This window comes from Campylobacter concisus, from assembly GCF_002913045.1.
GTDB classification, from domain to species: domain Bacteria; phylum Campylobacterota; class Campylobacteria; order Campylobacterales; family Campylobacteraceae; genus Campylobacter_A; species Campylobacter_A concisus_AP.
Genome location: NZ_PPAF01000026.1, coordinates 36,096 through 60,309 on the forward strand (window position 1 = coordinate 36,096; position 24,214 = coordinate 60,309).

General features: G+C 35.6%; 30 protein-coding genes. 24 read left to right on the plus strand and 6 right to left on the minus strand.

Going from position 1 to position 24,214, the window contains the following annotated elements; translation table 11 throughout:
- Window positions 1-1,074 carry a flagellar biosynthesis protein FlhB gene (gene flhB, locus CYP43_RS02740; protein ID WP_035167257.1) on the minus strand — a complete coding sequence of 358 codons (1,074 nt, stop codon included), beginning with the start codon at window positions 1,072-1,074 and terminating at the stop codon, window positions 1-3.
- A gap of 134 nt (window positions 1,075-1,208) precedes the next feature.
- Here flhB and CYP43_RS02745 point away from each other — a divergent pair, with 134 nt between their 5' ends.
- The 3 genes from CYP43_RS02745 (at window position 1,209) to rpmA (ending at window position 2,864) form a co-directional block, all read left to right on the plus strand.
- A complete protein-coding gene (locus CYP43_RS02745; RefSeq protein WP_103582410.1) occupies window positions 1,209-2,171 on the plus strand; it encodes a hypothetical protein in 963 nt (320 codons plus the stop codon).
- Between the two features lie 109 nt (window positions 2,172-2,280).
- Window positions 2,281-2,595 (plus strand): 50S ribosomal protein L21, encoded by a 315-nt coding sequence (gene rplU, locus CYP43_RS02750; protein ID WP_021090648.1) that lies wholly within the window; start codon window positions 2,281-2,283, stop codon window positions 2,593-2,595.
- Between the two features lie 11 nt (window positions 2,596-2,606).
- A complete protein-coding gene (gene rpmA, locus CYP43_RS02755) occupies window positions 2,607-2,864 on the plus strand; it encodes a 50S ribosomal protein L27 (RefSeq protein WP_002942569.1) in 258 nt (85 codons plus the stop codon).
- Window positions 2,865-2,909: 45 nt separating this feature from the next.
- On the opposite strand, the gene CYP43_RS02760 is transcribed toward rpmA, so the two are convergent.
- From CYP43_RS02760 to CYP43_RS02780, 5 genes are all read right to left on the minus strand, one after another.
- Window positions 2,910-4,016: a glycosyltransferase gene (locus CYP43_RS02760; RefSeq protein ID WP_103582411.1), complete on the minus strand. Its 1,107-nt coding sequence runs from the start codon at window positions 4,014-4,016 to the stop codon at window positions 2,910-2,912.
- Complete coding sequence (locus tag CYP43_RS02765; RefSeq protein ID WP_103582412.1) at window positions 4,013-5,287, minus strand: hypothetical protein; 1,275 nt, start codon at window positions 5,285-5,287, stop codon at window positions 4,013-4,015. Before CYP43_RS02765 ends, CYP43_RS02760 begins: the two co-directional genes overlap by 4 nt.
- Window positions 5,271-5,942 (minus strand): glycosyltransferase family 4 protein, encoded by a 672-nt coding sequence (locus tag CYP43_RS02770; RefSeq protein ID WP_141089835.1) that lies wholly within the window; start codon window positions 5,940-5,942, stop codon window positions 5,271-5,273. The genes CYP43_RS02765 and CYP43_RS02770 overlap by 17 nt, the downstream gene beginning before the upstream one ends.
- A gap of 102 nt (window positions 5,943-6,044) precedes the next feature.
- Window positions 6,045-6,395, minus strand: a complete 351-nt coding sequence (locus CYP43_RS02775) for a hypothetical protein (RefSeq protein ID WP_103582414.1) — start codon at window positions 6,393-6,395, stop codon at window positions 6,045-6,047.
- Window positions 6,392-7,474, minus strand: coding sequence for a glycosyltransferase family 4 protein (locus CYP43_RS02780; RefSeq protein WP_103582415.1), 1,083 nt, complete (start codon window positions 7,472-7,474; stop codon window positions 6,392-6,394). The genes CYP43_RS02775 and CYP43_RS02780 overlap by 4 nt, the downstream gene beginning before the upstream one ends.
- A gap of 152 nt (window positions 7,475-7,626) precedes the next feature.
- Here CYP43_RS02780 and obgE point away from each other — a divergent pair, with 152 nt between their 5' ends.
- The 21 genes from obgE (at window position 7,627) to CYP43_RS02885 (ending at window position 24,206) form a co-directional block, all read left to right on the plus strand.
- Window positions 7,627-8,685: a GTPase ObgE gene (gene obgE, locus CYP43_RS02785; RefSeq protein WP_103582416.1), complete on the plus strand. Its 1,059-nt coding sequence runs from the start codon at window positions 7,627-7,629 to the stop codon at window positions 8,683-8,685.
- A 46-nt stretch (window positions 8,686-8,731) separates the two neighbouring features.
- Complete coding sequence (locus tag CYP43_RS02790; protein ID WP_103582417.1) at window positions 8,732-9,067, plus strand: GDP-mannose dehydrogenase; 336 nt, start codon at window positions 8,732-8,734, stop codon at window positions 9,065-9,067.
- A gap of 16 nt (window positions 9,068-9,083) precedes the next feature.
- A complete protein-coding gene (gene fmt / locus CYP43_RS02795) occupies window positions 9,084-9,989 on the plus strand; it encodes a methionyl-tRNA formyltransferase (protein WP_103582418.1) in 906 nt (301 codons plus the stop codon).
- A gap of 16 nt (window positions 9,990-10,005) precedes the next feature.
- Complete coding sequence (thiD, locus tag CYP43_RS02800) at window positions 10,006-10,794, plus strand: bifunctional hydroxymethylpyrimidine kinase/phosphomethylpyrimidine kinase (RefSeq protein WP_103582419.1); 789 nt, start codon at window positions 10,006-10,008, stop codon at window positions 10,792-10,794.
- A 1-nt stretch (window position 10,795) separates the two neighbouring features.
- The gene (locus CYP43_RS02805; protein ID WP_103582420.1) at window positions 10,796-11,431 is read left to right on the plus strand and encodes a biotin--[acetyl-CoA-carboxylase] ligase; all 636 of its coding nucleotides are present in this window, start codon (window positions 10,796-10,798) and stop codon (window positions 11,429-11,431) included.
- Entirely contained in the window at window positions 11,428-12,210 is a 783-nt protein-coding gene (locus tag CYP43_RS02810) for a ParA family protein (RefSeq protein ID WP_103580395.1), read from the plus strand. The genes CYP43_RS02805 and CYP43_RS02810 overlap by 4 nt, the downstream gene beginning before the upstream one ends.
- 15 nt (window positions 12,211-12,225) lie before the next feature.
- Complete coding sequence (locus CYP43_RS02815) at window positions 12,226-13,086, plus strand: ParB/RepB/Spo0J family partition protein (protein ID WP_103582421.1); 861 nt, start codon at window positions 12,226-12,228, stop codon at window positions 13,084-13,086.
- Window positions 13,087-13,181: 95 nt separating this feature from the next.
- Window positions 13,182-13,604 carry a FoF1 ATP synthase subunit B' gene (locus CYP43_RS02820; RefSeq protein ID WP_021091014.1) on the plus strand — a complete coding sequence of 141 codons (423 nt, stop codon included), beginning with the start codon at window positions 13,182-13,184 and terminating at the stop codon, window positions 13,602-13,604.
- Window positions 13,605-13,613: 9 nt separating this feature from the next.
- Window positions 13,614-14,126, plus strand: coding sequence for a F0F1 ATP synthase subunit B (locus CYP43_RS02825; protein WP_103582422.1), 513 nt, complete (start codon window positions 13,614-13,616; stop codon window positions 14,124-14,126).
- Window positions 14,126-14,656 (plus strand): F0F1 ATP synthase subunit delta, encoded by a 531-nt coding sequence (locus tag CYP43_RS02830; protein WP_103582423.1) that lies wholly within the window; start codon window positions 14,126-14,128, stop codon window positions 14,654-14,656. The genes CYP43_RS02825 and CYP43_RS02830 overlap by 1 nt, the downstream gene beginning before the upstream one ends.
- Window positions 14,657-14,670: 14 nt before the next feature.
- Window positions 14,671-16,188, plus strand: coding sequence for a F0F1 ATP synthase subunit alpha (atpA, locus tag CYP43_RS02835; protein ID WP_009294343.1), 1,518 nt, complete (start codon window positions 14,671-14,673; stop codon window positions 16,186-16,188).
- 9 nt (window positions 16,189-16,197) lie between these two features.
- A complete protein-coding gene (gene atpG / locus CYP43_RS02840) occupies window positions 16,198-17,085 on the plus strand; it encodes an ATP synthase F1 subunit gamma (protein WP_103582424.1) in 888 nt (295 codons plus the stop codon).
- 11 nt (window positions 17,086-17,096) lie between these two features.
- Window positions 17,097-18,494, plus strand: a complete 1,398-nt coding sequence (gene atpD, locus CYP43_RS02845; protein ID WP_103582425.1) for a F0F1 ATP synthase subunit beta — start codon at window positions 17,097-17,099, stop codon at window positions 18,492-18,494.
- Between the two features lie 18 nt (window positions 18,495-18,512).
- Window positions 18,513-18,902 (plus strand): ATP synthase F1 subunit epsilon, encoded by a 390-nt coding sequence (gene atpC, locus CYP43_RS02850; protein ID WP_103582426.1) that lies wholly within the window; start codon window positions 18,513-18,515, stop codon window positions 18,900-18,902.
- Entirely contained in the window at window positions 18,903-19,487 is a 585-nt protein-coding gene (locus CYP43_RS02855; RefSeq protein ID WP_051288435.1) for a MotA/TolQ/ExbB proton channel family protein, read from the plus strand. It abuts the gene before it with no gap.
- Window positions 19,488-19,886, plus strand: coding sequence for a biopolymer transporter ExbD (locus CYP43_RS02860; protein WP_072593819.1), 399 nt, complete (start codon window positions 19,488-19,490; stop codon window positions 19,884-19,886).
- Window position 19,887: 1 nt separating this feature from the next.
- Window positions 19,888-20,835, plus strand: coding sequence for a TonB C-terminal domain-containing protein (locus tag CYP43_RS02865; protein ID WP_103582427.1), 948 nt, complete (start codon window positions 19,888-19,890; stop codon window positions 20,833-20,835).
- A gap of 24 nt (window positions 20,836-20,859) precedes the next feature.
- On the plus strand, window positions 20,860-22,116 hold the full coding sequence (gene tolB / locus CYP43_RS02870) for a Tol-Pal system protein TolB (RefSeq protein ID WP_103582428.1): 1,257 nt from the start codon (window positions 20,860-20,862) through the stop codon (window positions 22,114-22,116).
- 64 nt (window positions 22,117-22,180) lie between these two features.
- Window positions 22,181-22,687, plus strand: coding sequence for an OmpA family protein (locus CYP43_RS02875; protein ID WP_021090913.1), 507 nt, complete (start codon window positions 22,181-22,183; stop codon window positions 22,685-22,687).
- Window positions 22,688-22,704: 17 nt separating this feature from the next.
- Window positions 22,705-23,547, plus strand: coding sequence for a tetratricopeptide repeat protein (locus CYP43_RS02880; protein ID WP_103582429.1), 843 nt, complete (start codon window positions 22,705-22,707; stop codon window positions 23,545-23,547).
- Window positions 23,548-23,603: 56 nt separating this feature from the next.
- On the plus strand, window positions 23,604-24,206 hold the full coding sequence (locus CYP43_RS02885) for an FKBP-type peptidyl-prolyl cis-trans isomerase (protein ID WP_223154487.1): 603 nt from the start codon (window positions 23,604-23,606) through the stop codon (window positions 24,204-24,206).
- The last annotated feature ends 8 nt before the right edge of the window (window positions 24,207-24,214 follow it).

Sequence of the window (24,214 nt, forward strand, 5' to 3'; positions counted from 1 at the left end):
TCAAAGCTTATCTTTAAATTTTTGTTTATTGCTCATATAAACGAAGCTTAGCACCTCGGCTACGGCTCTAAAAAGATGTGCTGGTATCGTATCATCGACTTCACAAATTTTATAAAGCTCTCTTGCGAGTGGCGGGTTTTCATAAATTTGCACACCATTTTCAACGGCTATTTTTTTGATTTGCAGTGCTAAAAAATCAACACCTTTTGCAAGTATTATCGGCGCCTCGTCGCGACTTTTATCATATCTTATCGCCACGGCGTAGTGAGTAGGGTTTGTGATGACTACGTCAGCTTGTGGAATATTTTGCATCATTCGACGCTTGGCCGCTCGCATTTGTGCTTGACGAATTCTGCCCTTAACTTGTGGATCTCCTTCCATTTGCTTATACTCATCTTTTATCTCTTGCTTGCTCATACGAAGATCTTTAAAGTATTGAAAACGCACGATAAGAAGGTCGATAAGTCCGATCACGAAAAGTATAAAAAGCATGACACTAACAAGAATGATGAGCTTTTCTTTTAGCCAAGCAAGCTGATCAAACATAGAAAAAAAGAGCGTGTGCGGTAGCTCCTTTATAAACTGCAAGAAAAAATAAAATCCAACACCAAAGACGATGCTAACTTTTAGCACGATTTTAATACTGTCTATCACTTTTTTCATCGAGAATAAATTTTTTAGCCCTTTTAGCGGATTTATCTTGCCAAAATTTGGCATTATGGGTTTTGTGGTAAAGATAAATCCAAACTGCATTACATTTGCGATGACACCAGCGATCGCCACACAGATACAAACTGGAAGTATCATAAGAAGCGACCTTGCAAAGGTATTTACGACGATCATTTTTACAGTTGGCAAGGTAAGTGGCTGACCGATAAATTTTGAGTAATAGATATAAAGTGAGATGATCTGTTCTTTCATAAAATTTAGCATTGCAAGTAGTACGCCAATAGCGATGACAAGGGTCACGAACCCAGCCAGGTCCTGACTTTTGGGAACGTTGCCGTCTTTTTTGGCATCTTCTATCTTTTTGGGGGTCGCTTCTTCGGTTTTTTCCTGATCTTCGCCTGCCATCTTTATCCCATACTTGCTTAAATTTGGGGCGATTATAGCCAAAATGCGGTTAAAATAATCCGCTAAAGCCACCTTTCGCACGTGGAAAATTAGGCGTTTTTGGCTAAAATTAGCAAAAATAAGGGGCGAACAAAATGTCATTTTTAGAAGGCTTATTTAACATTTTCAAAACCAAAAAACTACCAAAAAGCGATGAAGAGCTACTTTTAGACGAGTATGCAAGCATTTACGACCAAATAAAAGAGAAAAATTTAAACGAATACGACTTTTTATGTGAGCTCATACGATTACTCTCTTTTTTAAGAGCTAGATGCTACGACATTTACCTTGAAAAGTGCCTAGCTGATGGCGATGCCGAGAGGCTAAATGATCTCATTTTTCAATACGCTAAGCTAAATTTACTCCCAGGATGCAGCGGTGGATATGACCAGTGCGAGAGGCTCATACCGGCATTTTTTGCTATCGCTTGCGGTGACACGCAGAGTATGGCAAGGATCTTTCCAAAAGGCCTACCACCTAGCAAAAACGGCTATAAATTTCTATATGTTACGCACGATTTGCTCACGGCGATGCTTTGGCAAGATGAAAATTTACTCACCCCTGCTCTTGAAAAAGCACGCGCTTTTGCAGAGTCCAAAAAGCCAGCAAACGAAAGAGAGGCGGTTAAATTTGTGCTTGCCTTGCATGAAAAAGATGTGGCCGCTATGAGTGAGCATTTGCAGAAATTTTGCTCTACATTTGGCAGGACAGATGCGCCTAAATTTGAAAAAAGGCTTTATATTTTCGCACACGGACTTCACGCTTTGGTGCACTACTTTTTGCCACTTGAGCTCTTTAAAGAGATAAAGCTACCAAAAAATGAAAATTTCAGTAAATTTTACGCTAAAAGGCTCTTTCAAAATGAAATTCCCAAGCCAAAACTTTATTTTACTTTTCTACCTGAGTTTGAACTGATAAATGTGATCTTAAGTGCGCCAGTAGCTAAAACTCTGATATATCAGCCTTATTTGCCAAATGATAAGACATTTTTTATGGATCACGATGCGATGATTAAAAATTTAGCCGACGAGATCATAAAATCAGGGGCATTAAAGTAGAATTTATAAACTTTTAGCTAATATTTACACCTTACAACCAACAAAGCTCCATAAATCTTTTGCAAAAAAAAGTGCTTTTTGGTCTTACCAAATTTTAGAAAGGTAGAGTATGTCAAAATACGCTATATTTAAGCATGGTGGCAAGCAATATCGTGTTAGCGAGGGCGAGTACCTTAAGCTAGATCACTTTAGTGCTGAAGCTAAATCAACCGTTGAGATTACAGAAGTTTTGGCTGTAAATGACGGCGAAGTAAAGGTAGGTGCGCCATTTGTGAAGGGTGCAAAAGTTGTTCTTGAGGTCGTTAATGAAGGCAAAGACAAAAAAGTAGTTATCTACAAAAAACGCAGACGTAAAGACTCAAAACTAAAACGCGGCTTTAGAAGACAATTTACACGTGTAAAAGTCGTAAGTATCGCAGCTTAAGGAGATAAGATATGGCACACAAAAAAGGTCAAGGTTCAACCCAAAATAACCGTGATAGTATCGGACGCCGATTAGGTGTTAAAAAATTTGGTGGTGAGTTCGTTCGTGCTGGAAATATAATCATCCGCCAAAGAGGAACAGCGACTCACGCTGGAAATAACGTAGGTCTTGGCAAAGATCACACTATTTTCGCATTAGTCGATGGCTTTGTAAAATTTGAAAGACTTGATAAAAACAGAAAAAAAGTATCTGTTTATCCAGCTGCATAACCCCAGGGGCAATCGCCCCTTTTTCTTTTAAATCCACTCAAAAATTTAATTTATCTTTTCTAATTCTTTGATTATTTTTCTAGCTCTATTTTTCCAAGTATTTTCGCTCATATTCTCATAAGCATTTTTTGAAATTTTATTTAGCTCATCATTACTTAACGTCTTTATATAGTTAAATTTTTCTTCTAGACTTTTTTTATCTCCTGCTTCGTACAAAAAACCATTTTTGCCATCTTTTACTATCTCGGCAACTGGTGGAAAATTTGGAGCTAAGACAACGTTTGAGTTTGCCATATACTCAAAAAGCTTTAGCGGAGTGCTATAAAGAGAATAAGCACTTTTTACACTAGGTATTATCAAAATTGTATTGTTTTTAATGAGACTTTTTACAACTTCTTTTTGAGGTAACATCCCTTTAAAACATACCAGACATTCGATCTTTCTTTCTTTAAGAGTATTTTTTAAATTTATAAAACTATTTCCACTATTCTTACCATACAGCTCGAGTTTTATCCTGGTTTTTAAAGCAAAATCCAGCATCAGATCAAGACCTTTCCATAACAAGAATGAGCCATAATAGTTTATACTTGAAAAATCAAAATCTTTTTTCTTAAAAATATAATCTTGTTTGCAACCATTATAGACAACTGCCGAATTTGTTATTTGTAAGTCAAAAAATTTTCTAAGTTCATTTAATGTGCTGATATTGTGCGAAAAGATAAAATCAGCATCTTTTAGTATCTCTTTTTCCATATTATAAAGTGCTTTGTTACCCAAGGTAAAACACTCATGCACTTCAAATACAACCTTTTGATTGGATATTTTATTTTCTAGTAGAAATTTAGCTATCTTTAAATGCCTTGTGTAAAATATCGCATCTTTATTTGAGTCGTTATTTATTATTTTTTTTAGAAAAAAATTAAAAATTTTATTACTTTTTAAAAATAGAATCCTTTTTCTTACAAACAATATGTCATTAGCTTTTAACTTTAAAGAAAATTTCTCATTTACCTCATTTAAATTTAAAGGAGACTGCGGTACAACCAGTTTAGCATCGCACATATTACTAAGCTCAAAAAATGTATTTAGAATTGCTATCTCTCTTGCATTGCCTTGCGGAATTTGTTCTGGATATATGTAAAATAGTTTCATAAATCACTCCTTGTCTTTGCATAAAACACTATAAAAAGACCAAGCATTACATAAAGATGAGTAAAGTATATTGTCTCAAATAGTCCCCTAAATATATAAGTGCAAAGTATGCTTCCAAATATTGCTATATAAAATTTATTATTTAACAAATATCTTTTAAAAGATTCGAAAAGCATATAAAACACAAGTGTAACAAAAAGAGCAGTACCTACTACACCATAATGATAATACTGACCAATAAATACTGGTTCGTCATGATGTGGATACTTGACTCCATCAGCACCTACACCAGTTGGACCAAGGTCATCATTGTTAACATTTTTATCATTTAAAAATTTAGTATATTGCTTACCGCCAAAACCTATGCCTATATAAGCCCTATCAGAGCTAAAAAGAAGTGGCAATCTTTTTGTTAAAATATCTCCTCTACCAGAAGTATAAAATCCTTGTGTAACTTTTAACTGCAAAAGCGTGGAGTTATAGTAGACGCAAGCAGAGGCAGCAAGTAAAAATAGGCAAAATATCATAGATTTTTTATTTATAAGATTAATTTTTTCATTTTTAAATATTAGAGCTAATATCACTACTAAACTTAGAACGATTGCAAGCCATGAGCCTCTTGCCCCTGTAAGCAAAATAAAAATTAAGCCAATGATGATATTAAAAATAGTAATAAAAAATTTATAAAAATTACTTTTTATATAAAATAGTGATATCAAAGAAAAAATGAATAAATTATCAAAGAAACTTGAATAAAATCTATCGATAGGTTGAATCAATTGATTTTTTGTATTTCTTAAATTTAAAAGCGTTCCTTCTTCTATTCCTTTTACAAAAAAATGCAAATTATCTAAGCTTAAAGCTATAACCATGGCAAAAAACAACCATTTTGAATTTTTATAACTACCATCATGCCAAAGGAGAATAATAAAAATAAATACAAAAGCTCGTTTAAATTCACTAAATGCTGAAAGAAATGCATTCTGGGTAGTGTCATAAGGAAAAATTGATATTCCAAAAACATATAAATTTAGTAAAATAAAAAGCAGCAATATAGTTTTATTGTTTTTTATATTATTTTTTATATTTTCTAATGTATTTTTAGTATTAATAATAAAAAGAATCATAGTTAAAAATAGAGCCAAATATATACCTAAATTCTTCACAGCAGTAATATGTTCGTTATATTGACCTATCAAAAAAAGAGATAAGAAAAATAAGATAGCTCTTTTTAAAAATATTATTAATTTTGGCTTATTTTGAATTATCATTTAAAACTTCTTCATAAATTTTTTGTACATCATTAGCAATTTTACCCCAGGAAAAATTCTCTTCACACATTTTTCTAGCATTTGTAATAATTTTTATTTTGTCAGAATCCTTTAAATTTAAAATATACTTTTTTACATTTCTGGCGAAATTTTCAAACTCAAAAAGCTTACAATTCTCACTATCCACCATATACTCCTTGCTGCCGCCACCTGCTCTTGCTATAACAAAACTTTCGCAGCTCATAGCCTCTATGCCAACCATGCAAAACGACTCTTTGTCATTTAAAGGGATGATTGTAAAATCAAAGTCATTATATGCGGCGTGAACTTTATCTGGTGAGATATTGTCAAGAAATTCTATATTGTTTAGATTGTATTCTTTTATCTTTTTAACAAGACTTTTATAGTATTCATAATTATCTTTTCTTTTAATTATTTCACCTATTATTTTAAAATTGTACTCAGATAAATTTTTAAATTCTCTTGCTAGTTCAATCATATATTCAACTTTTTTTTGACTAACTATTCTTCCCACAAAACCAATAATAATTTTTTTATCTTTTTTAAAATTTATTTTTTTAAATTTATCTATATCTACACCATTTTTTATAACTTTATAAATTTTTGCATTTGGTAGACCTTCAAAATTCTTCATAAGAAAATCACTACAAGTTATAACGGCATCAAGCTTATCAAAATTTTTATTTTTAAAATCATAAAAATTATGCAGGTGAAGGATCACTTTTATATCTTTATTTCAAGTTTTTATCTTTTTTGCTAACTTCTCTACACTATTATGATAGTTTTGAAAATGCACAATATCAGGATTTATTTTTTTTATCTCATTGAAAACCCTATCATTATAAGAGTAGACGTCCCAGCCTAATATTTTTTGAAAAATTCTTTTATAAATTTTTGAAAGGCGAATTCTATGATGATAAACACCATCCCTATATTCTTTTAAAGGTAAAAACTCATCATCTAAGCAAATAGTGTGAGGTTCATAAAACCAAAGCCTCTTTGCTACTTCATTTGTCCAAGTCTGAACAGCAGCACCCTTGAGCGGAGGTATGGCATAAAAATTACTTACATAAGCTACTTTTTTCATAACTCAACCAGTTCCTGTGCAAATTTTGACCAATCGTACATGCCTTTTATGCTCTCTCTTGGTCTTAAATTTTCTATATTTTTTAGCGTTAAATTTATCTTTTCTATCATGTCGCTTTCATCAGAAATTTTAAATTTATACCCATTTACTCCATCTTTTATTATTTCTTTCATGCCACCATTTATGCTAACTACACAAGGTTTATTAGCAGACAATGCTTCAATTACAGTTATGCCAAAAGCCTCATGGCCGACACTCGGCTGCAGATAGATATCGCAGGCGTTATAATACTGATTTAACTCATCATGCCCGATAGCGCCGACAAAAATAACCTTTTGGCTTACATTAAGTTCGGTTGCTAGCTCTCTTAGACTTTGTAAATTTTCACCATCGCCAACAAGCATAAATTTGGCGTTTTCTATCTTGTTTATATTTTTCACCATCATACCAAAGCCTTTCCAACCAACTACTCTGCCAACGCTTCCTATCAAAATTTCATCACTCTTTACGCCAAATTTATCTCTTATTTTTTCTTTTAGTGATGCATCTGGATAAAACTTCTCTTTATCTACACCGTTATAAACTACTTTTATCTCTCTGCTATATCTTTTTCGTAAGATGTCAGCATTTGCGTCACTCACACTAATGATTTTGTCAATAAATTTAACAAAAAAGCGATCAAAAAAATAAAAATCCTCTCCACCACTTACAAATATAGTCTTTAAATTTTTATCATGTTTTTTAAGTAAGTATGCTACAAAAAAATCAAATGGTTTATGAATAACTAAAACATCAAATTTTTGAGATTTCAAAAATTTTCTAGCATTAAAATAAAAACTAACTCTCTCAACAAATTTCCTAAATCTATTGCCTAGTTTTAAAACCTTCTCTCTTGGATAAAAGTCAAACATTTTTAGATCAATATTGCTTTCTTTTAAAAAAGCTGGTACAAATTTGCCTTGTCCAGTACAAATAGTGACTTTATGGTCTTGCATAAGCTCTTTACCCACAGAATAATAAAAAGTCTCAACACCACCTATTTTTAATGCAGTTGTTACATTGTAAAGCAGAATTTGCAAAATTTTATTCCTTGAATTAGTTTTGGGCTAATTCTATCATAAAAGCAGCTTTTACCTTAATGAGATTTAATAAAAAACAAATTTTAATTATTTAAAAGATATAATCCAGCCCAAATTTAAAAATAAAAAAATAGATAAATTTAAGGTAAAAAATGTTTATAGATAGTGCAAGATTGACTTTAAGTTCGGGGCATGGTGGAGCTGGAGCTGTGAGTTTTCGCCGTGAAAAACACATCATTTTAGGCGGTCCTGATGGCGGAGACGGCGGAGACGGCGGAGACGTTTATTTTATTTGTGACAACAACACCCACACTTTAGCAAATTATAAGGGTAAAAGAGCCATGAAAGCTGGCAATGGTGAAGCTGGCATGGGCAAGCGAATGACTGGTAAAAAAGGCGAAAACTTAGAACTAATAGTCCCTCCTGGCACAGCTGTTTATGATGCACAGACAAATGAACTACTCTGTGACATAGTTAGCGAGGGGCAAAAGACACTATTTTTAAAAGGCGGTAAAGGTGGACTCGGAAATTTTCACTTTAAAAGCTCTATTAACCAAGCTCCAGAATACGCACAAAAAGGTATGCCAGAAGAGAGCATAGAGGTCAGGCTCGAGCTAAAGCTCATTGCTGATGTTGGTTTAGTGGGCTTTCCAAATGTTGGTAAATCAACGCTTATTTCAACAGTATCAAACGCCAAACCACAGATCGCAAACTACGAATTTACAACGCTTACGCCAAAGCTTGGCCTTGTTGAGGTCGATGAGTTTAGTGGCTTTGTCATGGCTGACATTCCTGGTATTATCGAGGGGGCGAGCGATGGACGCGGTTTGGGCGTTAAATTTCTAAAACATATCGAGCGAAATAAAATTTTACTTTTCATGATAGACGGAGCAAACTATAGAGGTATGAGCGAGCAGTTTAGTGTGCTAAAAGAAGAAGTCGCTAAATTTTCAAGCGTACTTGCTAGCAGGGACTATGCTATCGCTATCACCAGAGTCGATGCGGCGGAAAATTTAGATGAAAATATAAAAGAATTTATGAAATTTTTAAAGCTAAAGCCAGAGCAAAACGGTAAATTTATCTACAAACAAGATTTACTCAGCTTTGATCATTCAAAACCATATTTCATTTTGCCGATCTCATCAGCGACAAACGAGAATATCGACGAGCTTAAATTCGCACTACTTGAGCTGCTAAAAAAGGAACTTTGAGTTGCGACTTTTTAGTGCTTTGGGCATAGAAATTTGAGAGTATAAAATGAAGAAAATTTTTTACATTATGCTATTTTGCTTTAGCGCATATAGCTGTGATCCAGCGGATCCGGCGTATATGTTTTTGGATTACAATGACATAGATCGTGACGGTATGCTAAATTTAGATGAGTGGACGTCCTGCAAAGTGCCATCAGCGCTAAAAATAGCACCAGATCTATGCACTAGTGAGGAATTTAAGAGGCTGGATCTTGATCGTAGTGGCAAAGTTAGCATTAATGAGCTAGGAAGTTTGATATTTCAAAAGATTGACTGGCAAGAAGATCCATGCGCCTCTTGGCTGACTGGCAGTAAAAACGTAGATCAAAATAAAAGTCGTTGAAATTTAAAGGAAAGTGATGAATGTAGTTTTTATGGGGACGCCTGATTATGCCGTTAGGATACTTAGGCACCTAAAAGAAGCTGGCTTTAATATAAAAGCAGTCTTTACCCAGCCTGATAAGCCAGTTGGCAGAAAGCAAATTTTAACCCCAAGTGAGGTGAAAATTTACGCACAAAATGAGCTAGCAGGCGTGCCAGTCCTTACACCAAATACGCTAAAAGATGAGGCGGTAGTTAACGAGCTAAAGGCATTTGAGCCTAAATTTATTGTAGTAGCAGCTTATGGTAAAATTTTGCCCCAAAGCGTTTTGGACGTGGCAACTTGCATAAATTTACACGCCTCGATCTTGCCAAAATATAGAGGTGCTAGCCCTATACAAAGCGTGATCTTAGCAGGTGAGAAGCAAACTGGCGTCACAGCTATGCTAATGGACGCTGGGCTTGACACTGGCGATATGCTGGACTTCATCTGCACTCCTTGCGAGAGTAAGATGTCAAGCGAGCTTTTTAGCGAGCTAGGCGAGCTTGGCGGCGAGCTAATCGTAAAAGTGCTTAAAAATTTTGAAAATTTAAAGCCGCAAAAACAAGACGACGCGCAGGCCTCGCACTGCAAAAAGATAAGCAAGAGTGATGGACTTTTTAGCTTTGACGAAGAGGCTGGGCAAATTTATAATAAATTTCGTGCGCTCACACCTTGGCCAGGGATTTATCTAGCAAGTGGACTAAAAATTTTATCACTTGAACTAAGCGACAAAAGTGGCAAAAGCGGAGAAATTTTAAGCGTAGAGAAGGACCACGTCGTGGTTGCTTGCAAGGGTGGGGCGGTCAAAATTTACGAGCTTCAAGAGCCAAGCAAAAAGCCAACAAACGCAAAAGCATATATAAATGGTAAGCGCCTTAGCGTTGGCGATGAATTAAAATAAATTTAAAGGAGCGGTTATGAAAAATGCACTAAGTATAGCAGGGGTTGATCCAAGCGGTGGAGCCGGAGTTTTAGCTGATATAAAGGTCTTTATAGCGCACGGCGTATATGCGATGGGAGCGATCACAGCGGTCACTGCTCAAAATACAAAGGGCATCTTTGGCATGCAGTTAGTTGAGCCAAAGCTCATCGAGGACCAGATCAAAGCGATATGTGATGATATAAGAGTTGATGTGATAAAAATAGGCGTTGTTCCAAGCGTTGAGATCATCAAAAGCGTCGCAAAAACGCTAAGAGAGATCAAAAATTTACCGCCAGTCGTGCTTGACCCTGTTATGAGCTGTAAAAATGGTGACATCTGGCTAGAGGGCGCTGCAAAAGACGCGATCGTGGAGGAGCTTTTTCCGCTTGCGAGCGTGATCACGCCAAATATCTTTGAAGCGCGCGAAATTTTAAAGCGTGAGCTAAAAGGCGAGAGCGAGCTAAAAGAGGCTTGTAAGAATCTATTAAAATTTGGCGAAAAAAGCGTCTATCTAAAATGTGGCGAACTTAATGGTAAGTCGCTTGATATATTTTATGATGGCAGTGAATATGAAATTTTTAGCGATGAGCGTATAAAAACGACTGCAACACACGGCTCAGGCTGCTCGCTATCAAGTGCGATCGCTTCAAATTTAGCAAATGGACAAAGCTTAAAAGAGAGCGTAAAAAATGCGCATGATTATATCTTTAACGCTATCAAAAACGCGGTCATCATCGGCGGCGGACAAAATCCGGTAAATCACTTCTATAAATTTAAGGTGTGATTTGAAAGTAGAGTTTTTTCAAAGTCTGCCTTCGACACAGGAATTTTTGATAGACGCCCTAAAAAACGGCGAGATAAAAGCTCCGTATATGGTTGTGGCGTATAATCAAACCAAAGGCATCGGCAGCCGCGGTAACAGCTGGGAGGGGCTTGGCGGAAATTTGTTTATGTCATTTTGCATAAGCGAAGATGAGCTACCAAGCGACATACCACCACCTTCGATCTCGATATATTTTTCTATGCTGATGCGTGAGGTCTTGAGCGAACTTGGCTCAAAGTGCTGGCTAAAATGGCCAAATGATTTTTACGTAGATGAGTACAAAATAGGCGGCACTTTGACAAATAAAGTGGATGAAATTTACATTTGCGGCATGGGGATAAATTTAACGAGTGCGCCCGAAAAAGCGGGTATTTTAGACATCAAAACTAGCGTAGATGAGCTAGTTTGGGGCTTTGTTAGCATGCTTGATAAAAAGATTTTATGGAAGCCAATTTTTAGCAAATTTAGGATAGACTTTTGCAAGTCAAAAAGTTTTATTACGCATATTGCAAATAGAGCTGTTTCGCTTCAGGATGCTGAAATTTGCGATGATGGAGCAATCTTACTAAATGGGGAAAAGGTATATTCTTTAAGATGAGCGAGATAATAACAATAGCTAATCAAAAAGGCGGCGTTGGCAAGACCACAACAGCCGTAAATTTAGCCGCGTCACTGGCGGTTGCTGAAAAAAAAGTATTATTAATAGATATCGATCCACAGGCAAACGCGACAACTGGACTTGGTTTTAGTAGAAGCGACTATGAGTTTAACATCTATCACGTCTTAACAGATAGAAAAAAGCTCTCGCAAATCGTGTTAAAAACTGAGATCCCAACACTTTTTTTGGCCCCGTCAAATATAGGACTTGTCGGTATCGAGCAAGAATTTAACGACCAAAATAAGGACTATAAACTAATCCTTAAAAACAAAATTTCAGAAGTTGTAAACGATTATGATTTTATCATCATCGATAGTCCTCCAGCACTTGGAAGCATTACGATAAATGCTCTTAGTGCAAGCGATAGTGTGATCATCCCTATCCAGTGTGAATTTTACGCACTTGAGGGTTTGGCACAGATCCTAAATACAGTTAAGATCATCAAAAAAACGATAAATCCAAAGCTTAACATAAAGGGTTTTTTGCCAACTATGTTTAGTTCGCAAAATAATCTCTCAAAAGAGACAATTGCAAATTTAAAACAGCATTTTGAAAACAAGCTCTTTAAAAGTAAAGACAGCAAGGATGAATTTGTGGTCGTTCCAAGAAATGTGAAACTTGCTGAAAGCCCAAGTTTTGGTAAGCCAGTGATACTTTATGATATAAAATCGCCTGGCTCGATCGCGTATCAAAATTTAGCATATTGTATTTTAAACTAAAAAATAAGGAAAAAAATGGCTAAAAAAGGTGGATTAGGGCGAGGACTTAGCGCGATACTTGAAGATGTAGAGCAAGCCTACAGCAAAGAGATTGCAAATTTAAATGACTCTGAGATAGTCGAAGAGATAAATATAGATGAAATTTTACCAAACCCATACCAGCCAAGAACTCATTTTGACGAGGAAGCTTTAAAAGAGCTAAGTGCCAGTATTAAAAGGCACGGACTGATCCAGCCAATAATCGTCATCAAAAAAGATGATGGCTATATGTTAATAGCTGGCGAGCGCAGATACCGCGCTACAAAGATGCTTGGAGCAAGCAAGATAAAGGCAATCATCGCTGATATCAAGTCTCAAAATTTAAGAGAGCTTGCGCTTATCGAAAATATCCAACGTGAAAATTTAAATCCAATCGAACTTGCAAAGTCGTATAAAGAGCTCATAAATGAGTATAAGATCACACAAGATGGCTTGGCAAATATCATTCATAAAAGTAGAACTCAAATAACAAATACGATGAGGCTTTTACTTCTTAGCGACTACACACAAAAACTTTTACAAGAAGATAAGCTAACGCAAGGTCACGCTAAAGTTATAGTTGGACTTAGTACTGAAGAAGAAAAGATGGTTGTTGATACGATTATTGGTCAAAAGCTAAGCGTTAGAGACACAGAAATTTTAGTAAAAAAGATAAAAAATAAGGAAGAGATAAAAGACAAAAAGCCAAAAATTTCTGAGGAAATGAGTAAAAAATTATCAAATTTACAAGAAATTTTTAAAAATTTAAAGATAAAGACAAAAGTAAAATCTAGCAATCTAGTTTTAGAATTTAATAATATTTCACAGGTAGAAGAATTTATTGCTAGGCTAAAATAGAATTACAAATTTATTTTTATTTTTAGTAATTTATTGTAGAATCAGACTTTAATTTGAATATTAAATAAAACTTAATGATAAAATAAGGAGAGTGGATGTTAGAAATAGATGTGCCATTGATGCTTTTAACGGCTGTCGTTTTCTTGGTATTGATCGCTATTTTGAATTCCTTGCTTTATAAGCCAATGCTCAAATTCATAGATGACAGAAATGCCTCTATAAAAAATGATGAAGAGAGTACTAGCAAAAATGCAAGTGATCTAAGCGTTCATGAAAAAGAGATTGAAGAGATTATATTAAATGCAAGGACTGAGGCCAATAAAATAAGGCAAGAAGCCTTAAATTTGGCAAAAGAAGAGTCTTTAAAAGAAGTAAATGCTGTAAAAACTAGTTTAGAGGCTGATTACAATGAATTTTTAAATGCTCTAAGCTCCCAGAAAGATAACCTAAAGGCAGATCTATCAGCTAAACTACCTGAACTTAGAGCGGCTTTAAATGCCAAGCTCTCTAAAATTTAAAGGAATTTTATGAAGATAAAAATTTTATTTTTTCTAGCACTTCCATTTCTAGCTTATGCTAGTGGGCATGGCGGAACAAATTACGATATAGTAGAGAGAACGCTAAACTTCTTACTTTTCTTTGCTATTTTGGTATATTTTGCAGCTAAACCACTAAAAGCTCTTTATCAAAGTAGAATTGACAGGATCGCAAACAAGCTTGAAAGTATACAAGAAAAACTCCGTGATTCTAAGGCCAAAAAAGATGATGCTCTAAAACGTGTTGAGGAATCTAAACAAAATGCAAATTCCCTAATCGAAACTGCTAAAAAAGAGGCTTTAAATTTAGCTGCTAAGGTTAAAAGTGATGCTCAAAATGATATAACAAATCTTCAAAAGAGCTACAAAGAGCAAAAAGAATTTGAAGAGCGCAAGATGACAAAAAGCGTTGTAAATGAAATTTTGAGCGATATTTTCTCAAGCGATAGCCTAAAAGTCGATCAAAAAGAGCTTGTAAATATAATACTTAAAAAGGTTAGCTAATGAATGAAGTAGTAGCTAAAAAATACGTAAAAGCGATCTTAAGCGACGTAAAATCAAATGAACTTAATGTATTTGTTGAAAATTTATCAGAGCTGGCAGCAGCTTTTGCTAGCGATAAATTTAAAAGCATTATAAGTTTGCCGACATTAAAAGCTTCACAAAAGGTTGATTTTGTACTATCTTTGGTTAAAAGTCAAGATGTCAAATTTGCAAATTTTATTAAGCTTCTTGGCGTAAATAAAAGACTGGAACTTATCCCAGCGATCTTAAATGAGATGAAGATAGAGCAATCTTTGCTTGAAAATACATATCGTGGCGAGGTTATTGGAAATTTTGACCTAAGCGCTGAGCAGCTGAAAGCTTTGGAAGAGAATTTTTCTAAGAAATTTGACTCTAAGATCAAGCTTAATGGCTCAAAGAGCGAATACAACGGTGTAAAAGTTGAGTTAGATGATTTGGGTGTCGAGGTAAATTTCTCTATCGACAGACTAAAAAGTCAAATGAGTGAATATATATTAAAAGCAATTTAAAAAGGAGTGAAAGCGTGAGTGCAAAAATTAAAGCTGACGAAATTAGCACGATAATCAAAGAGCGTATTGAAAATTTTGATTTAAGTGTTGATGTAGAAGAGACCGGTAAAGTCATCTCAGTCGCTGATGGCGTTGCTAACGTTTATGGTTTGAAAAACGTTATGGCTGGTGAGATGGTTGAGTTTGAAAGCGGCGAAAAGGGTATGGCTCTTAACCTTGAAGAGAGCAGTGTTGGTATAGTTATCCTTGGAAAAACTAGCGGTATCACAGAAGGAAGCTCTGTAAAAAGACTTAAAAAACTTCTACGCGTTCCAGTTGGTGACGCATTGATTGGTCGTGTTGTAAATTCACTAGGTGAGCCAATCGACGCTAAAGGCCCAATTGAAGCTACTGAATCTCGCTTTGTTGAAGAAAAAGCAAAAGGTATCATGGCAAGAAAAAGTGTTCATGAGCCACTTCAAACAGGCATCAAAGCGATCGACGCACTTGTGCCAATCGGTAGAGGTCAAAGAGAACTAATCATCGGCGACCGCCAAACTGGTAAAACAACAGTTGCTATCGATACTATCATCAACCAAAAAGGTCAAGATGTTATTTGTATCTATGTAGCTATCGGTCAAAAACAATCAACCGTTGCTCAAGTCGTTAAAAAACTTGAAGAGTACGGTGCTATGGACTATACGATAGTTGTAAACGCTGGTGCTAGTGATGCAGCTGCTCTTCAATACCTTGCTCCTTATGCTGGTGTAACAATGGGTGAATACTTTAGAGATAACTCTCGCCACGCATTAATCATCTATGATGACTTATCAAAACACGCGGTTGCTTACCGTGAGATGTCTTTGATCTTAAGAAGACCACCAGGTCGTGAAGCTTACCCAGGTGACGTTTTCTACCTTCACTCAAGACTTCTAGAAAGAGCAAGTAAGCTAAATGACGCACTAGGTGCGGGATCTTTAACAGCTCTACCTATTATTGAGACTCAAGCGGGCGACGTTTCAGCTTATATTCCAACAAACGTTATTTCTATTACAGATGGTCAAATTTTCCTTGAGAGCGACTTATTTAACTCAGGTATCCGTCCAGCGATCAACGTTGGTCTTTCTGTATCTCGTGTTGGTGGTGCGGCTCAAATAAAAGCTATTAAACAAGTTTCTGGTACACTAAGACTAGACCTTGCTCAGTATCGCGAGCTACAAGCGTTTGCTCAATTTGCAAGCGACCTTGATGAGAGCTCCAGAAAACAACTAGAGCGTGGTCAGAAGATGGTTGAAGTACTAAAACAACCTCCATATTCTCCACTTCCAGTTGAGAATCAAGTAGTTATAATATTTGCTGGCGCTAAGGGTTATTTAGATGATGTTGCAACTGCAAATGTAACAAAATTTGAGGCTGAGCTATATCCATATATTGAGGCAAAATACCCTGAAATTTTTGAGCAAATCAGAACTAAAAAGGTTCTTGATAAAGAAGTAGAAGAAATTTTACATAAAGCGTTGAAAGACTTTAAAGCGACTTTTGCCGCTAACTAGGGCTGAGATATGTCAAATTTAAAAGATATAAAACGAAAGATTAAGAGCGTCCAGAACACTCAAAAGACGACGCGTGCGATGAAGCTTGTCTCAACAGCAAAGCTTCGCAAAGCCGAAGAGGCTGCTCGCTACTCTAGAGTTTACGCTCTTAAGATCAATGAGGTTTTATCAGAGATAGCTTATAAGATCAATCAATATGCTTCAGTTATGACTGAGAGTAAATTTTTTAACACAACAAAGAGTGTAGAAAAGGTTGATATTATATTTGTTACCGCTGATAAAGGGCTTTGCGGTGGCTTTAATGTCCAGACCATAAAGACAGTTAGGCGCATGATCGATGAGCTAAAAGCTAAAAAGATCAAAGTCAGACTAAGAGCTGTTGGTAAAAAAGGTATAGAATTTTTCAATTTTCAAGGCGTTGAGCTACTTGAAACTTACGTCGGAGCTAGCTCTTCTCCTACATATGAAAAAGCTCAAAAGATCATAAAAGACGCCATTGATGACTTTACAAATGGCATAACTGATAAAGTCGTGCTAGTACACAATGGTTATAAAAATATGATTTCTCAAGAGATTAGAGTAAATGATATTGTGCCTATTGAGCCGTCTAAGATAGTTGCTGTTGAGACAAATTCTTTGATGGAATTTGAGCCAGAAGATAACTATACTAAGATTATGGATGAATTGCTCAATAAATATTTTGAGTATAGTATGTATTATGCCTTAGTTGACTCTTTGGCGGCTGAGCACAGCGCTAGAATGCAAGCTATGGATAATGCAACAAACAATGCTAAACAACGCGTTAAACAGTTAAATCTTGCTTACAATAAAGCAAGACAAGAGTCTATTACCACTGAGCTTATCGAGATCATCAGTGGTGTTGAATCAATGAAATAAAAGGAGTATGAATGAAGGGTGTTATTAGTCAAGTTATGGGCCCTGTGGTCGATGTTGACTTTAATGACTACTTGCCGAAGATCAATGAAGCTATCGAAGTTTTCTTTGAGGTTGAGGGCAAGAAACATAAACTAATATTAGAAGTTGCTGCTCACCTAGGTGATAATAGAGTTAGAACGATCGCTATGGATATGAGTGAGGGTCTGACTCGTGGCTTAGAAGCTAAAGCGCTTGGTGCACCTATTAGTGTGCCAGTTGGCGAAAAAGTTTTGGGTAGAATTTTTAACGTAGTTGGCGATTTGATCGACGAGGGCGAGGATATAAATTTTGATAAGCACTGGTCTATCCACCGCGATCCTCCTCCATTTGAAGAGCAAAGCACAAAAAGTGAAATTTTTGAAACTGGTATCAAGGTAGTTGACCTTCTAGCTCCTTATGCAAAGGGTGGTAAAGTAGGTCTATTTGGTGGTGCTGGCGTTGGTAAAACGGTTATTATTATGGAGCTTATCCACAATGTTGCGTTTAAACACAGCGGCTATTCTGTATTTGCGGGTGTTGGTGAGAGAACTCGTGAAGGTAACGACCTTTATCATGAAATGAAAGAAAGTAACGTTTTGGATAAAGTTGCCTTATGCTATGGACAAATGAACGAGCCACCAGGAGCAAGAAACCGTATCGCGCTAACTGGTCTTACAATGGCTGAGTACTTCCGCGACGAGATGGGACTTGATGTTTTAATGTTTATTGATAACATCTTCCGTTTCTCTCAGTCAGGTGCAGAGATGTCAGCTCTACTTGGACGTATTCCATCAGCTGTTGGTTATCAGCCAACTCTTGCAAGCGAGATGGGTAAATTCCAAGAGAGAATCACATCAACTAAAAAAGGTTCGATCACCTCTGTTCAGGCTGTTTACGTTCCAGCTGACGACCTTACAGACCCAGCTCCTGCAACTGTTTTTGCTCACCTTGATGCTACGACAGTTCTTAACAGATCAATTGCAGAAAAAGGTATCTATCCGGCTGTTGATCCGCTTGATTCTACTTCAAGAATGCTCGATCCTCAAATTTTAGGAGCAGATCACTATAAGGTAGCTCGCGGCGTTCAAGCTGTTCTCCAAAAATATAAAGATCTTCAAGATATCATCGCTATCCTTGGTATGGACGAGCTTAGCGAAGAAGATAAGTTAACAGTTGATAGAGCAAGAAAGATCGAGAGATTTTTATCTCAGCCATTCTTTGTTGCTGAAGTATTTACGGGTAGCCCTGGTAAATATGTAAGTCTTGACGAAAATATAGCTGGCTTTAAGGGAATTTTAGAGGGTAAATATGATCACTTACCAGAAGCAGCATTTTATATGGTTGGAAATATAGATGAGGCTTTAGCTAAAGCTGAGAAACTTAAGGCTTAAATTTAAAAAGGAAGCGTAATGGATAAATTACATTTAGAGATCGTAACTCCTCAAGGTCAGATATTTAATGATGACGTGAGCAGTGTAGTGCTTCCAGGTAGCGAGGGTGAGTTTGGTGTTTTGCCAAACCACGCCGCATTAATATCTCTTTTAAAAGCAGGTATTATAGATATAGAACATAAAAATAAAAAACATGATGTTGTTGCGATTAACTGGGGATATGCAAAGATTGACGAAGGTAAGGTAGTAATACTTGCTGACGGTGCGGTTTACGTCTCTGGTGATAGCGAAAGCGAGATTGCAAATTCATTGGAAGCTGCTAGAAATTTGATAGAGAGCATGAGTAGTGATACAAATGCTTTTGCAGCAACTATATCTAAAATGGAAAATGTAGTGAGAACTAGATAAGTGGGCGGTATAGATTTATTTTTAAATTACATTCAAAGAAGTAGTTTTATTACAATTATTGTTTTAACTTGGCTGTCAATATATTTTATAGTTAGTTTCACAATTCTTTTTTCAAGAATGGCTGGTATTGGAGCTTGGCAAAAACGTGAGCAAAATGCACTTGAAGCACTGCTTATGGGTGCTAAAAATATTCCAAATGATTCGTCTTTGAGAAAATGTGCAAATGGAAGAATCTCAAGAGAAAAGCTAAATGTATGTATAAGCATAGCCGAGAAAAATGCTACAAGTGGACTAACGTGGCTAAGTGTAATAGCATCTACTTCGCCTTTTATCGGTCTTTTTGGAACCGTTGTTTCTATTTTAGAGACATTTTCACAGCTTGGAAATGGTGGAGGTTCATCACTTGGTATTATTGCTCCAGCTATTTCAGAGGCACTTGTTGCAACTGGTTGCGGAATTTTTGTTGCCATCCCAGCATATACATTTAATTTACTCATAAAAAGAAAAGCTTATGAATTAATGAGTGTTATTGAGCGTCAGGCTGATGTTATGATAGCACTTAAAAAAGATGATGAGATACTATAAATGGCCGTTAAATTTACCGATGAGACACCAGAGCTAAATATAACTCCTCTTGTTGATATTATGCTTGTTTTACTAGCCATTTTAATGGTTACTATGCCAACTATAACATATCAAGAGGATATTACTCTTCCAGATGGTTCAAAGGCGAAAACTTCAACATCTAAGCAAAAAGACCTTATAGTATCTATAAATTCGCAAGGACAAGTTAGAATTGATCAGAGTACTATGAGCCTTGCTGAGTTTCCTGATAATATTGCATTAATGAGTACAAAATACGATAAAACCTCGCCTATCTATATAAAAGCTGACAAAAATTTAAAATACGATGATGTTATGTTTGTATTAAAGACTTTGAAAGGTGCTGGTTTTAATAAAGTAGCTTTAGAGACAAACGGTTAAAATGTCAAATAAAGTTAAATTTCCAACGCTTAGTTCGTTTCTTGTAGCGTCTTGTATTTACGTTATTATTATACTTATTTTGTTTATAAAGCTTACTTTTTTTGCAGAACCTCCTAAAAAATATACTGATGATAAAGATGCTATTATGGATGTGGTTATGGTTGATAGAGAAGTTGATCAAACCATTAAAGCTCCAAAACAAGCAGATGAAGTAGTTAAAGAGACAAAGCCTGAACCTAAAAAGGAATCTGAAGAAGATAAGCAAGAGACTACAAATAAGCCTGTTGTACCAGATGAACCATTGCCTACGCCAAGCTTACCAACTCCTCCAAAAGAGGAACCAAAACCTGAGCCTAAAAAACCAGAACCAAAGCCTGAAATCCCAAAACCAAGTGAAGAGTCTAAAGAAGATGTTAAACCAGAGCCAAAACCTGAGCCTAAGCCTACACCAAAGCCAGTTGAAAAGCCAAAACCCAAAGAGCCAAATATAAAAGATCTCTTTAGTGACATAGACCCTACAAAACTTAAAAAAGATGATGGTATAAAAAAGGTTGAAAATAAAGTGCAAAGCCGTAAAAAGAGCGAGGCCTCTAGCTCAAAGGCTGCAAAAGAGGCTAGTGATATTATAAAAAGCCTAAAGATAGATCAAAATCCAACCGCTCCAAAATCACAATCTACCGGTACTTACGATCCACTAATGGGTGCGATAACAAAACAAATTCAAAGAAGATGGCAAAGCTATAAGGCTGATTCTGCAAATTTGGCTAAAGTTAAAGTTATGATAGATCAAAGTGGAAATTTTAGCTATGAAATTTTAGAGCTATCATACAATGAAGAATTTAATGCAAAAGTAAAAGAGTGTCTTGAAAAGCTTACGACGGAGAAATTTCCTTTCAATCCAGACAAGAGCACTACTTTTAATTTAAATTTAGAAGATAAAATAAACTAAAATTTATAAAATTATGGAGTAGAGATGAAGAAAATTTTTCTTTTTTTATGCGTTGCTTTAGGGCTTTATGCTGCTGATGCGACGATATCTGTTGTAAATCAAGGTATTGCCTTGCCAAAGATAGCTTTGCAAGATGCAACAACTGCTGTTAGCGATATGGCTTTTAAAGATAAATTCTTTAAAATCATGCTAGGAGATCTAAAGGTTAGTTCCGATTTTGAAGTAATCGAAGATCATGTGCCTTCTACCTATGAAGGAGATGCAACCACTAATACAATGAGTGATAAAGGCGTCGAGCTTATCTTTAGATATGCTCTTGAAGGCTCTATGGGCTCGCCTCTTACTTTAAGAGTAAAACTGATAAACGCTAAGACAGCAACTACAAAATATGAGAAGGTTTATACAATGCCAGACGGTGCAAAGTATCCGTTTTTAGCGCATAAAAGTATAGTTGAGCTTACTAATGAACTAAATTTACCACCAGTTGGCTGGATGGAAAAATTTATTATTCTTTCAAAATATACTTCAGCTCGCCAAAGTTCTATCATAGTTGCTGATTATACACTTACATATCAAAAGACCATAGTAAGTGGTGGACTAAATATTTTCCCTAAATGGGCTGGAGCTGATCAAAGTAAATTTTACTATACATCTTATGTAAGCAATAAGCCAACTTTATTTAGATATGATCTAAATTCTGGTACAAAAACAAAGATAATTGATAGCATCGGCATGCTTATAGCCTCAGATGTTAGTAAAGATGGAAGTAAAATTTTATTAACCATGGCACCAAAAGATCAACCAGATATCTTTATTTATAATACAAATAGTAAAAATTTGACGCAGATTACTAATTATCCAGGTATAGATGTAAATGGAAATTTTGTAGATAATGATAGTAAGATAGTTTTTGTATCAGATAGGCTTGGTTATCCAAATGTTTTTGCAACTCCTGCGATTTCTGGCGGAAGCGTTGAACAAATGGTATTTCATGGTAAGAATAACAACTCTGTAAGCACATTTGAAAATTATGTTGTTTATTCAAGTAGGGAAGCAAGCGGTAGTTTTAATATATATCTAATTTCAACTCAAACGGATTTTATACGCCAGCTTACAGCAAATGGCAAAAATAACTATCCAAGATTCTCAAGCGATGGGCAAAGTGTCGTCTTTATAAAAGAGCTTGGCGGTCAAAGTTCACTAGGAGTTGTTAGGTTAAATGAAAACAGAAGTTTTCAGTTTCCTTTAAAAGTAGGAAAAATTCAATCTATAGATTGGTAATATTCTGATAAAATTTAAAATTTTTGTGATATAATTCGACCAAATTTCTAAAAAAGGATAAGGAATGAAAAAAGTAGTTCTAGCAAGTGTTGCAGTTGCAACTTTATTGTTGAGCGGTTGTAGCTCAAAAAACCCTGAAGTTGATATGAATTCAAATTCAAATCAATCTGCAGACAATTCAGGTAGCATGAGTGATGCTGATAGATTAGCAGCTCTTATTGCTAACATCGAGAGTCAAGTTAAAAGTGTATACTTTGACTTTGATAAATTTAATATCAAAGCTGATCAACAAGGCGTTGTTAGCTCAAATGCATCAGTATTTAACCAAGCTGACGCTCAAGCTCTTTCTATAAAAGTAGAAGGTAACTGCGATGAGTGGGGTACAGATGAGTATAACTATGCCCTTGGTTTAAAACGTGCTAAAAGCGCTAAAGATGCTCTTGTAAGAAATGGCGTTAGTGCTGATAGAATCGCTGTAGTTAGCTTCGGCGAAAGCAATCCAGTTTGCACAGATAAAACAAAAGCTTGCGATGCTCAAAATAGACGTGCAGATTTCAAAGTACTTCCATAATTTATAATTAAATAATAATGAACAAAAAATCAATTATAGTGGCTCTCATTGGAGCCACTATCTCTATTACCTCCGGTCAAGAGATTTCAGCTTTTGATGCAGGCAATATGGATAGTGCGAATCCATATGGTCTAACTGACAATGAAAAAGCTACCCTAAATAATAAGCGAAGTGTTCAAAATATTGAAGAGAATATGAATAGTGTTTTAGAACAACTTCAAGGTTTGCAAAGCTTGATTGAGAGCATGAGTGCTAGAATGAATAAGCTTGAGCAGAGAATAAATGATATAGAGACGAAGGTAAATGGGGGCATAAGTGATTCTGGTGTAAGTTTGACATCACTGAAGGCTTATGTTGATGAGACTAGAGATATACAAGACAAAAACTACAAAAATATTACTGCAGCCTTAAACAAACTAGGTGCAATAATGGATAAAAATGCTGCCCAACCAAAGCAAAATGCAAATCCAAAACAACAAAATAAGCCAACTTCAAATTTTAGTGGAAAAAGCGATAAAGATATTTTGGCTGATGGCATTAAACTTCTAAATTCTGGCAATAGTACAGAAGCAGCTGAATATTTTGAATATTTAAATAAAAAAGGCTATAAAACTGGTGCAACAAATTATTATTTAGGTGAAGTTGCTTACAGTCAAAAATCATACAGTACAGCTATACAATACTATAAAAAAAGCATACATGACGAAGATAAGGCTGACTATACACCAAAACTTCTATATCACACAGCTATAAGCTTTGATAAGATAGGTGATACGCAAAGTGCAAATAGATTTTATAAGGCTTTAAAAGTCGGTTATCCAGATAGCAAAGAAGCCAAAGCCTCTCCCAATAGAAACTAAATTTTAATCTTTTTTAGATATAATCCCACATTAATCAAAAAACCAAATCTAAGGAGATTATTGTGAGTAAAGATCAAGTTATAACTATGTTTTACGAACTAAAAGATGCTAACACTGGTGAAATTTTAGAGTCAAACATGCAAGAAGGTGGCCAAATTTCATTTATAACAGGGCATGGCCATATTATAGAAAAGCTTGAAGAAGAAGTAAGCAAATTAAAATCAGGCGAAAGAGCAACTATAAGCGTAAAGGCAGCAGAGGGTTGTGGTGAATATAATAATGAAGCCATTCAGTCGTTACCAAAAGAGCAATTTGCTGGTATAGATTTGCATGAAGGAATGGAACTTTTTGGTCAAAATGAGGATGGCTCAAGCGTTCGTGTTATTGTTAAAGAGATCAAAGATGATGAAGTGACAGTTGATTTTAATCACCCATATGCTGGTAAAGATTTACTATTTAATGTTGAAGTTTTAGAAGTTAGAGATGCGACAGAAGATGAAAAAGCAACAGGCATGGTGGCTGGGGCTCATACTTGCGGTTGTGGTGGTCACGATCATGAGCATGAGCATGAGTGCTGCGGGGGTCATGGACACGGGCATGGACACGGACACGAGGATGGTGGTTGCGGTTGCGGTGGACATGGACATCACCATCACTAAGAAGCTAA

Bases quoted from the DNA above. Each gene is read 5' to 3' on its own strand.
- atpD (WP_103582425.1), top strand. From the start codon at position 17,097: ATGAAGGGTGTTATTAGTCAAGTTATGGGCCCTGTGGTCGATGTTGAC.
- thiD (WP_103582419.1), top strand. From the start codon at position 10,006: ATGAAAAATGCACTAAGTATAGCAGGGGTTGATCCAAGCGGTGGAGCC.
- tolB (WP_103582428.1), top strand. From the start codon at position 20,860: ATGAAGAAAATTTTTCTTTTTTTATGCGTTGCTTTAGGGCTTTATGCT.
- flhB (WP_035167257.1), bottom strand. From the start codon at position 1,074: ATGGCAGGCGAAGATCAGGAAAAAACCGAAGAAGCGACCCCCAAAAAG.
- CYP43_RS02875 (WP_021090913.1), top strand. From the start codon at position 22,181: ATGAAAAAAGTAGTTCTAGCAAGTGTTGCAGTTGCAACTTTATTGTTG.
- CYP43_RS02825 (WP_103582422.1), top strand. From the start codon at position 13,614: ATGAAGATAAAAATTTTATTTTTTCTAGCACTTCCATTTCTAGCTTAT.
- atpG (WP_103582424.1), top strand. From the start codon at position 16,198: ATGTCAAATTTAAAAGATATAAAACGAAAGATTAAGAGCGTCCAGAAC.
- CYP43_RS02770 (WP_141089835.1), bottom strand. From the start codon at position 5,942: ATGAAGAATTTTGAAGGTCTACCAAATGCAAAAATTTATAAAGTTATA.
- CYP43_RS02860 (WP_072593819.1), top strand. From the start codon at position 19,488: ATGGCCGTTAAATTTACCGATGAGACACCAGAGCTAAATATAACTCCT.
- obgE (WP_103582416.1), top strand. From the start codon at position 7,627: ATGTTTATAGATAGTGCAAGATTGACTTTAAGTTCGGGGCATGGTGGA.
- CYP43_RS02820 (WP_021091014.1), top strand. From the start codon at position 13,182: ATGTTAGAAATAGATGTGCCATTGATGCTTTTAACGGCTGTCGTTTTC.
- CYP43_RS02745 (WP_103582410.1), top strand. From the start codon at position 1,209: ATGTCATTTTTAGAAGGCTTATTTAACATTTTCAAAACCAAAAAACTA.
- CYP43_RS02775 (WP_103582414.1), bottom strand. From the start codon at position 6,395: ATGAAAAAAGTAGCTTATGTAAGTAATTTTTATGCCATACCTCCGCTC.
- CYP43_RS02880 (WP_103582429.1), top strand. From the start codon at position 22,705: ATGAACAAAAAATCAATTATAGTGGCTCTCATTGGAGCCACTATCTCT.
- CYP43_RS02865 (WP_103582427.1), top strand. From the start codon at position 19,888: ATGTCAAATAAAGTTAAATTTCCAACGCTTAGTTCGTTTCTTGTAGCG.
- CYP43_RS02830 (WP_103582423.1), top strand. From the start codon at position 14,126: ATGAATGAAGTAGTAGCTAAAAAATACGTAAAAGCGATCTTAAGCGAC.
- atpC (WP_103582426.1), top strand. From the start codon at position 18,513: ATGGATAAATTACATTTAGAGATCGTAACTCCTCAAGGTCAGATATTT.
- CYP43_RS02760 (WP_103582411.1), bottom strand. From the start codon at position 4,016: ATGAAACTATTTTACATATATCCAGAACAAATTCCGCAAGGCAATGCA.
- fmt (WP_103582418.1), top strand. From the start codon at position 9,084: ATGAATGTAGTTTTTATGGGGACGCCTGATTATGCCGTTAGGATACTT.
- CYP43_RS02815 (WP_103582421.1), top strand. From the start codon at position 12,226: ATGGCTAAAAAAGGTGGATTAGGGCGAGGACTTAGCGCGATACTTGAA.
- rpmA (WP_002942569.1), top strand. From the start codon at position 2,607: ATGGCACACAAAAAAGGTCAAGGTTCAACCCAAAATAACCGTGATAGT.
- CYP43_RS02765 (WP_103582412.1), bottom strand. From the start codon at position 5,287: ATGATAATTCAAAATAAGCCAAAATTAATAATATTTTTAAAAAGAGCT.
- CYP43_RS02790 (WP_103582417.1), top strand. From the start codon at position 8,732: ATGAAGAAAATTTTTTACATTATGCTATTTTGCTTTAGCGCATATAGC.
- rplU (WP_021090648.1), top strand. From the start codon at position 2,281: ATGTCAAAATACGCTATATTTAAGCATGGTGGCAAGCAATATCGTGTT.
- CYP43_RS02810 (WP_103580395.1), top strand. From the start codon at position 11,428: ATGAGCGAGATAATAACAATAGCTAATCAAAAAGGCGGCGTTGGCAAG.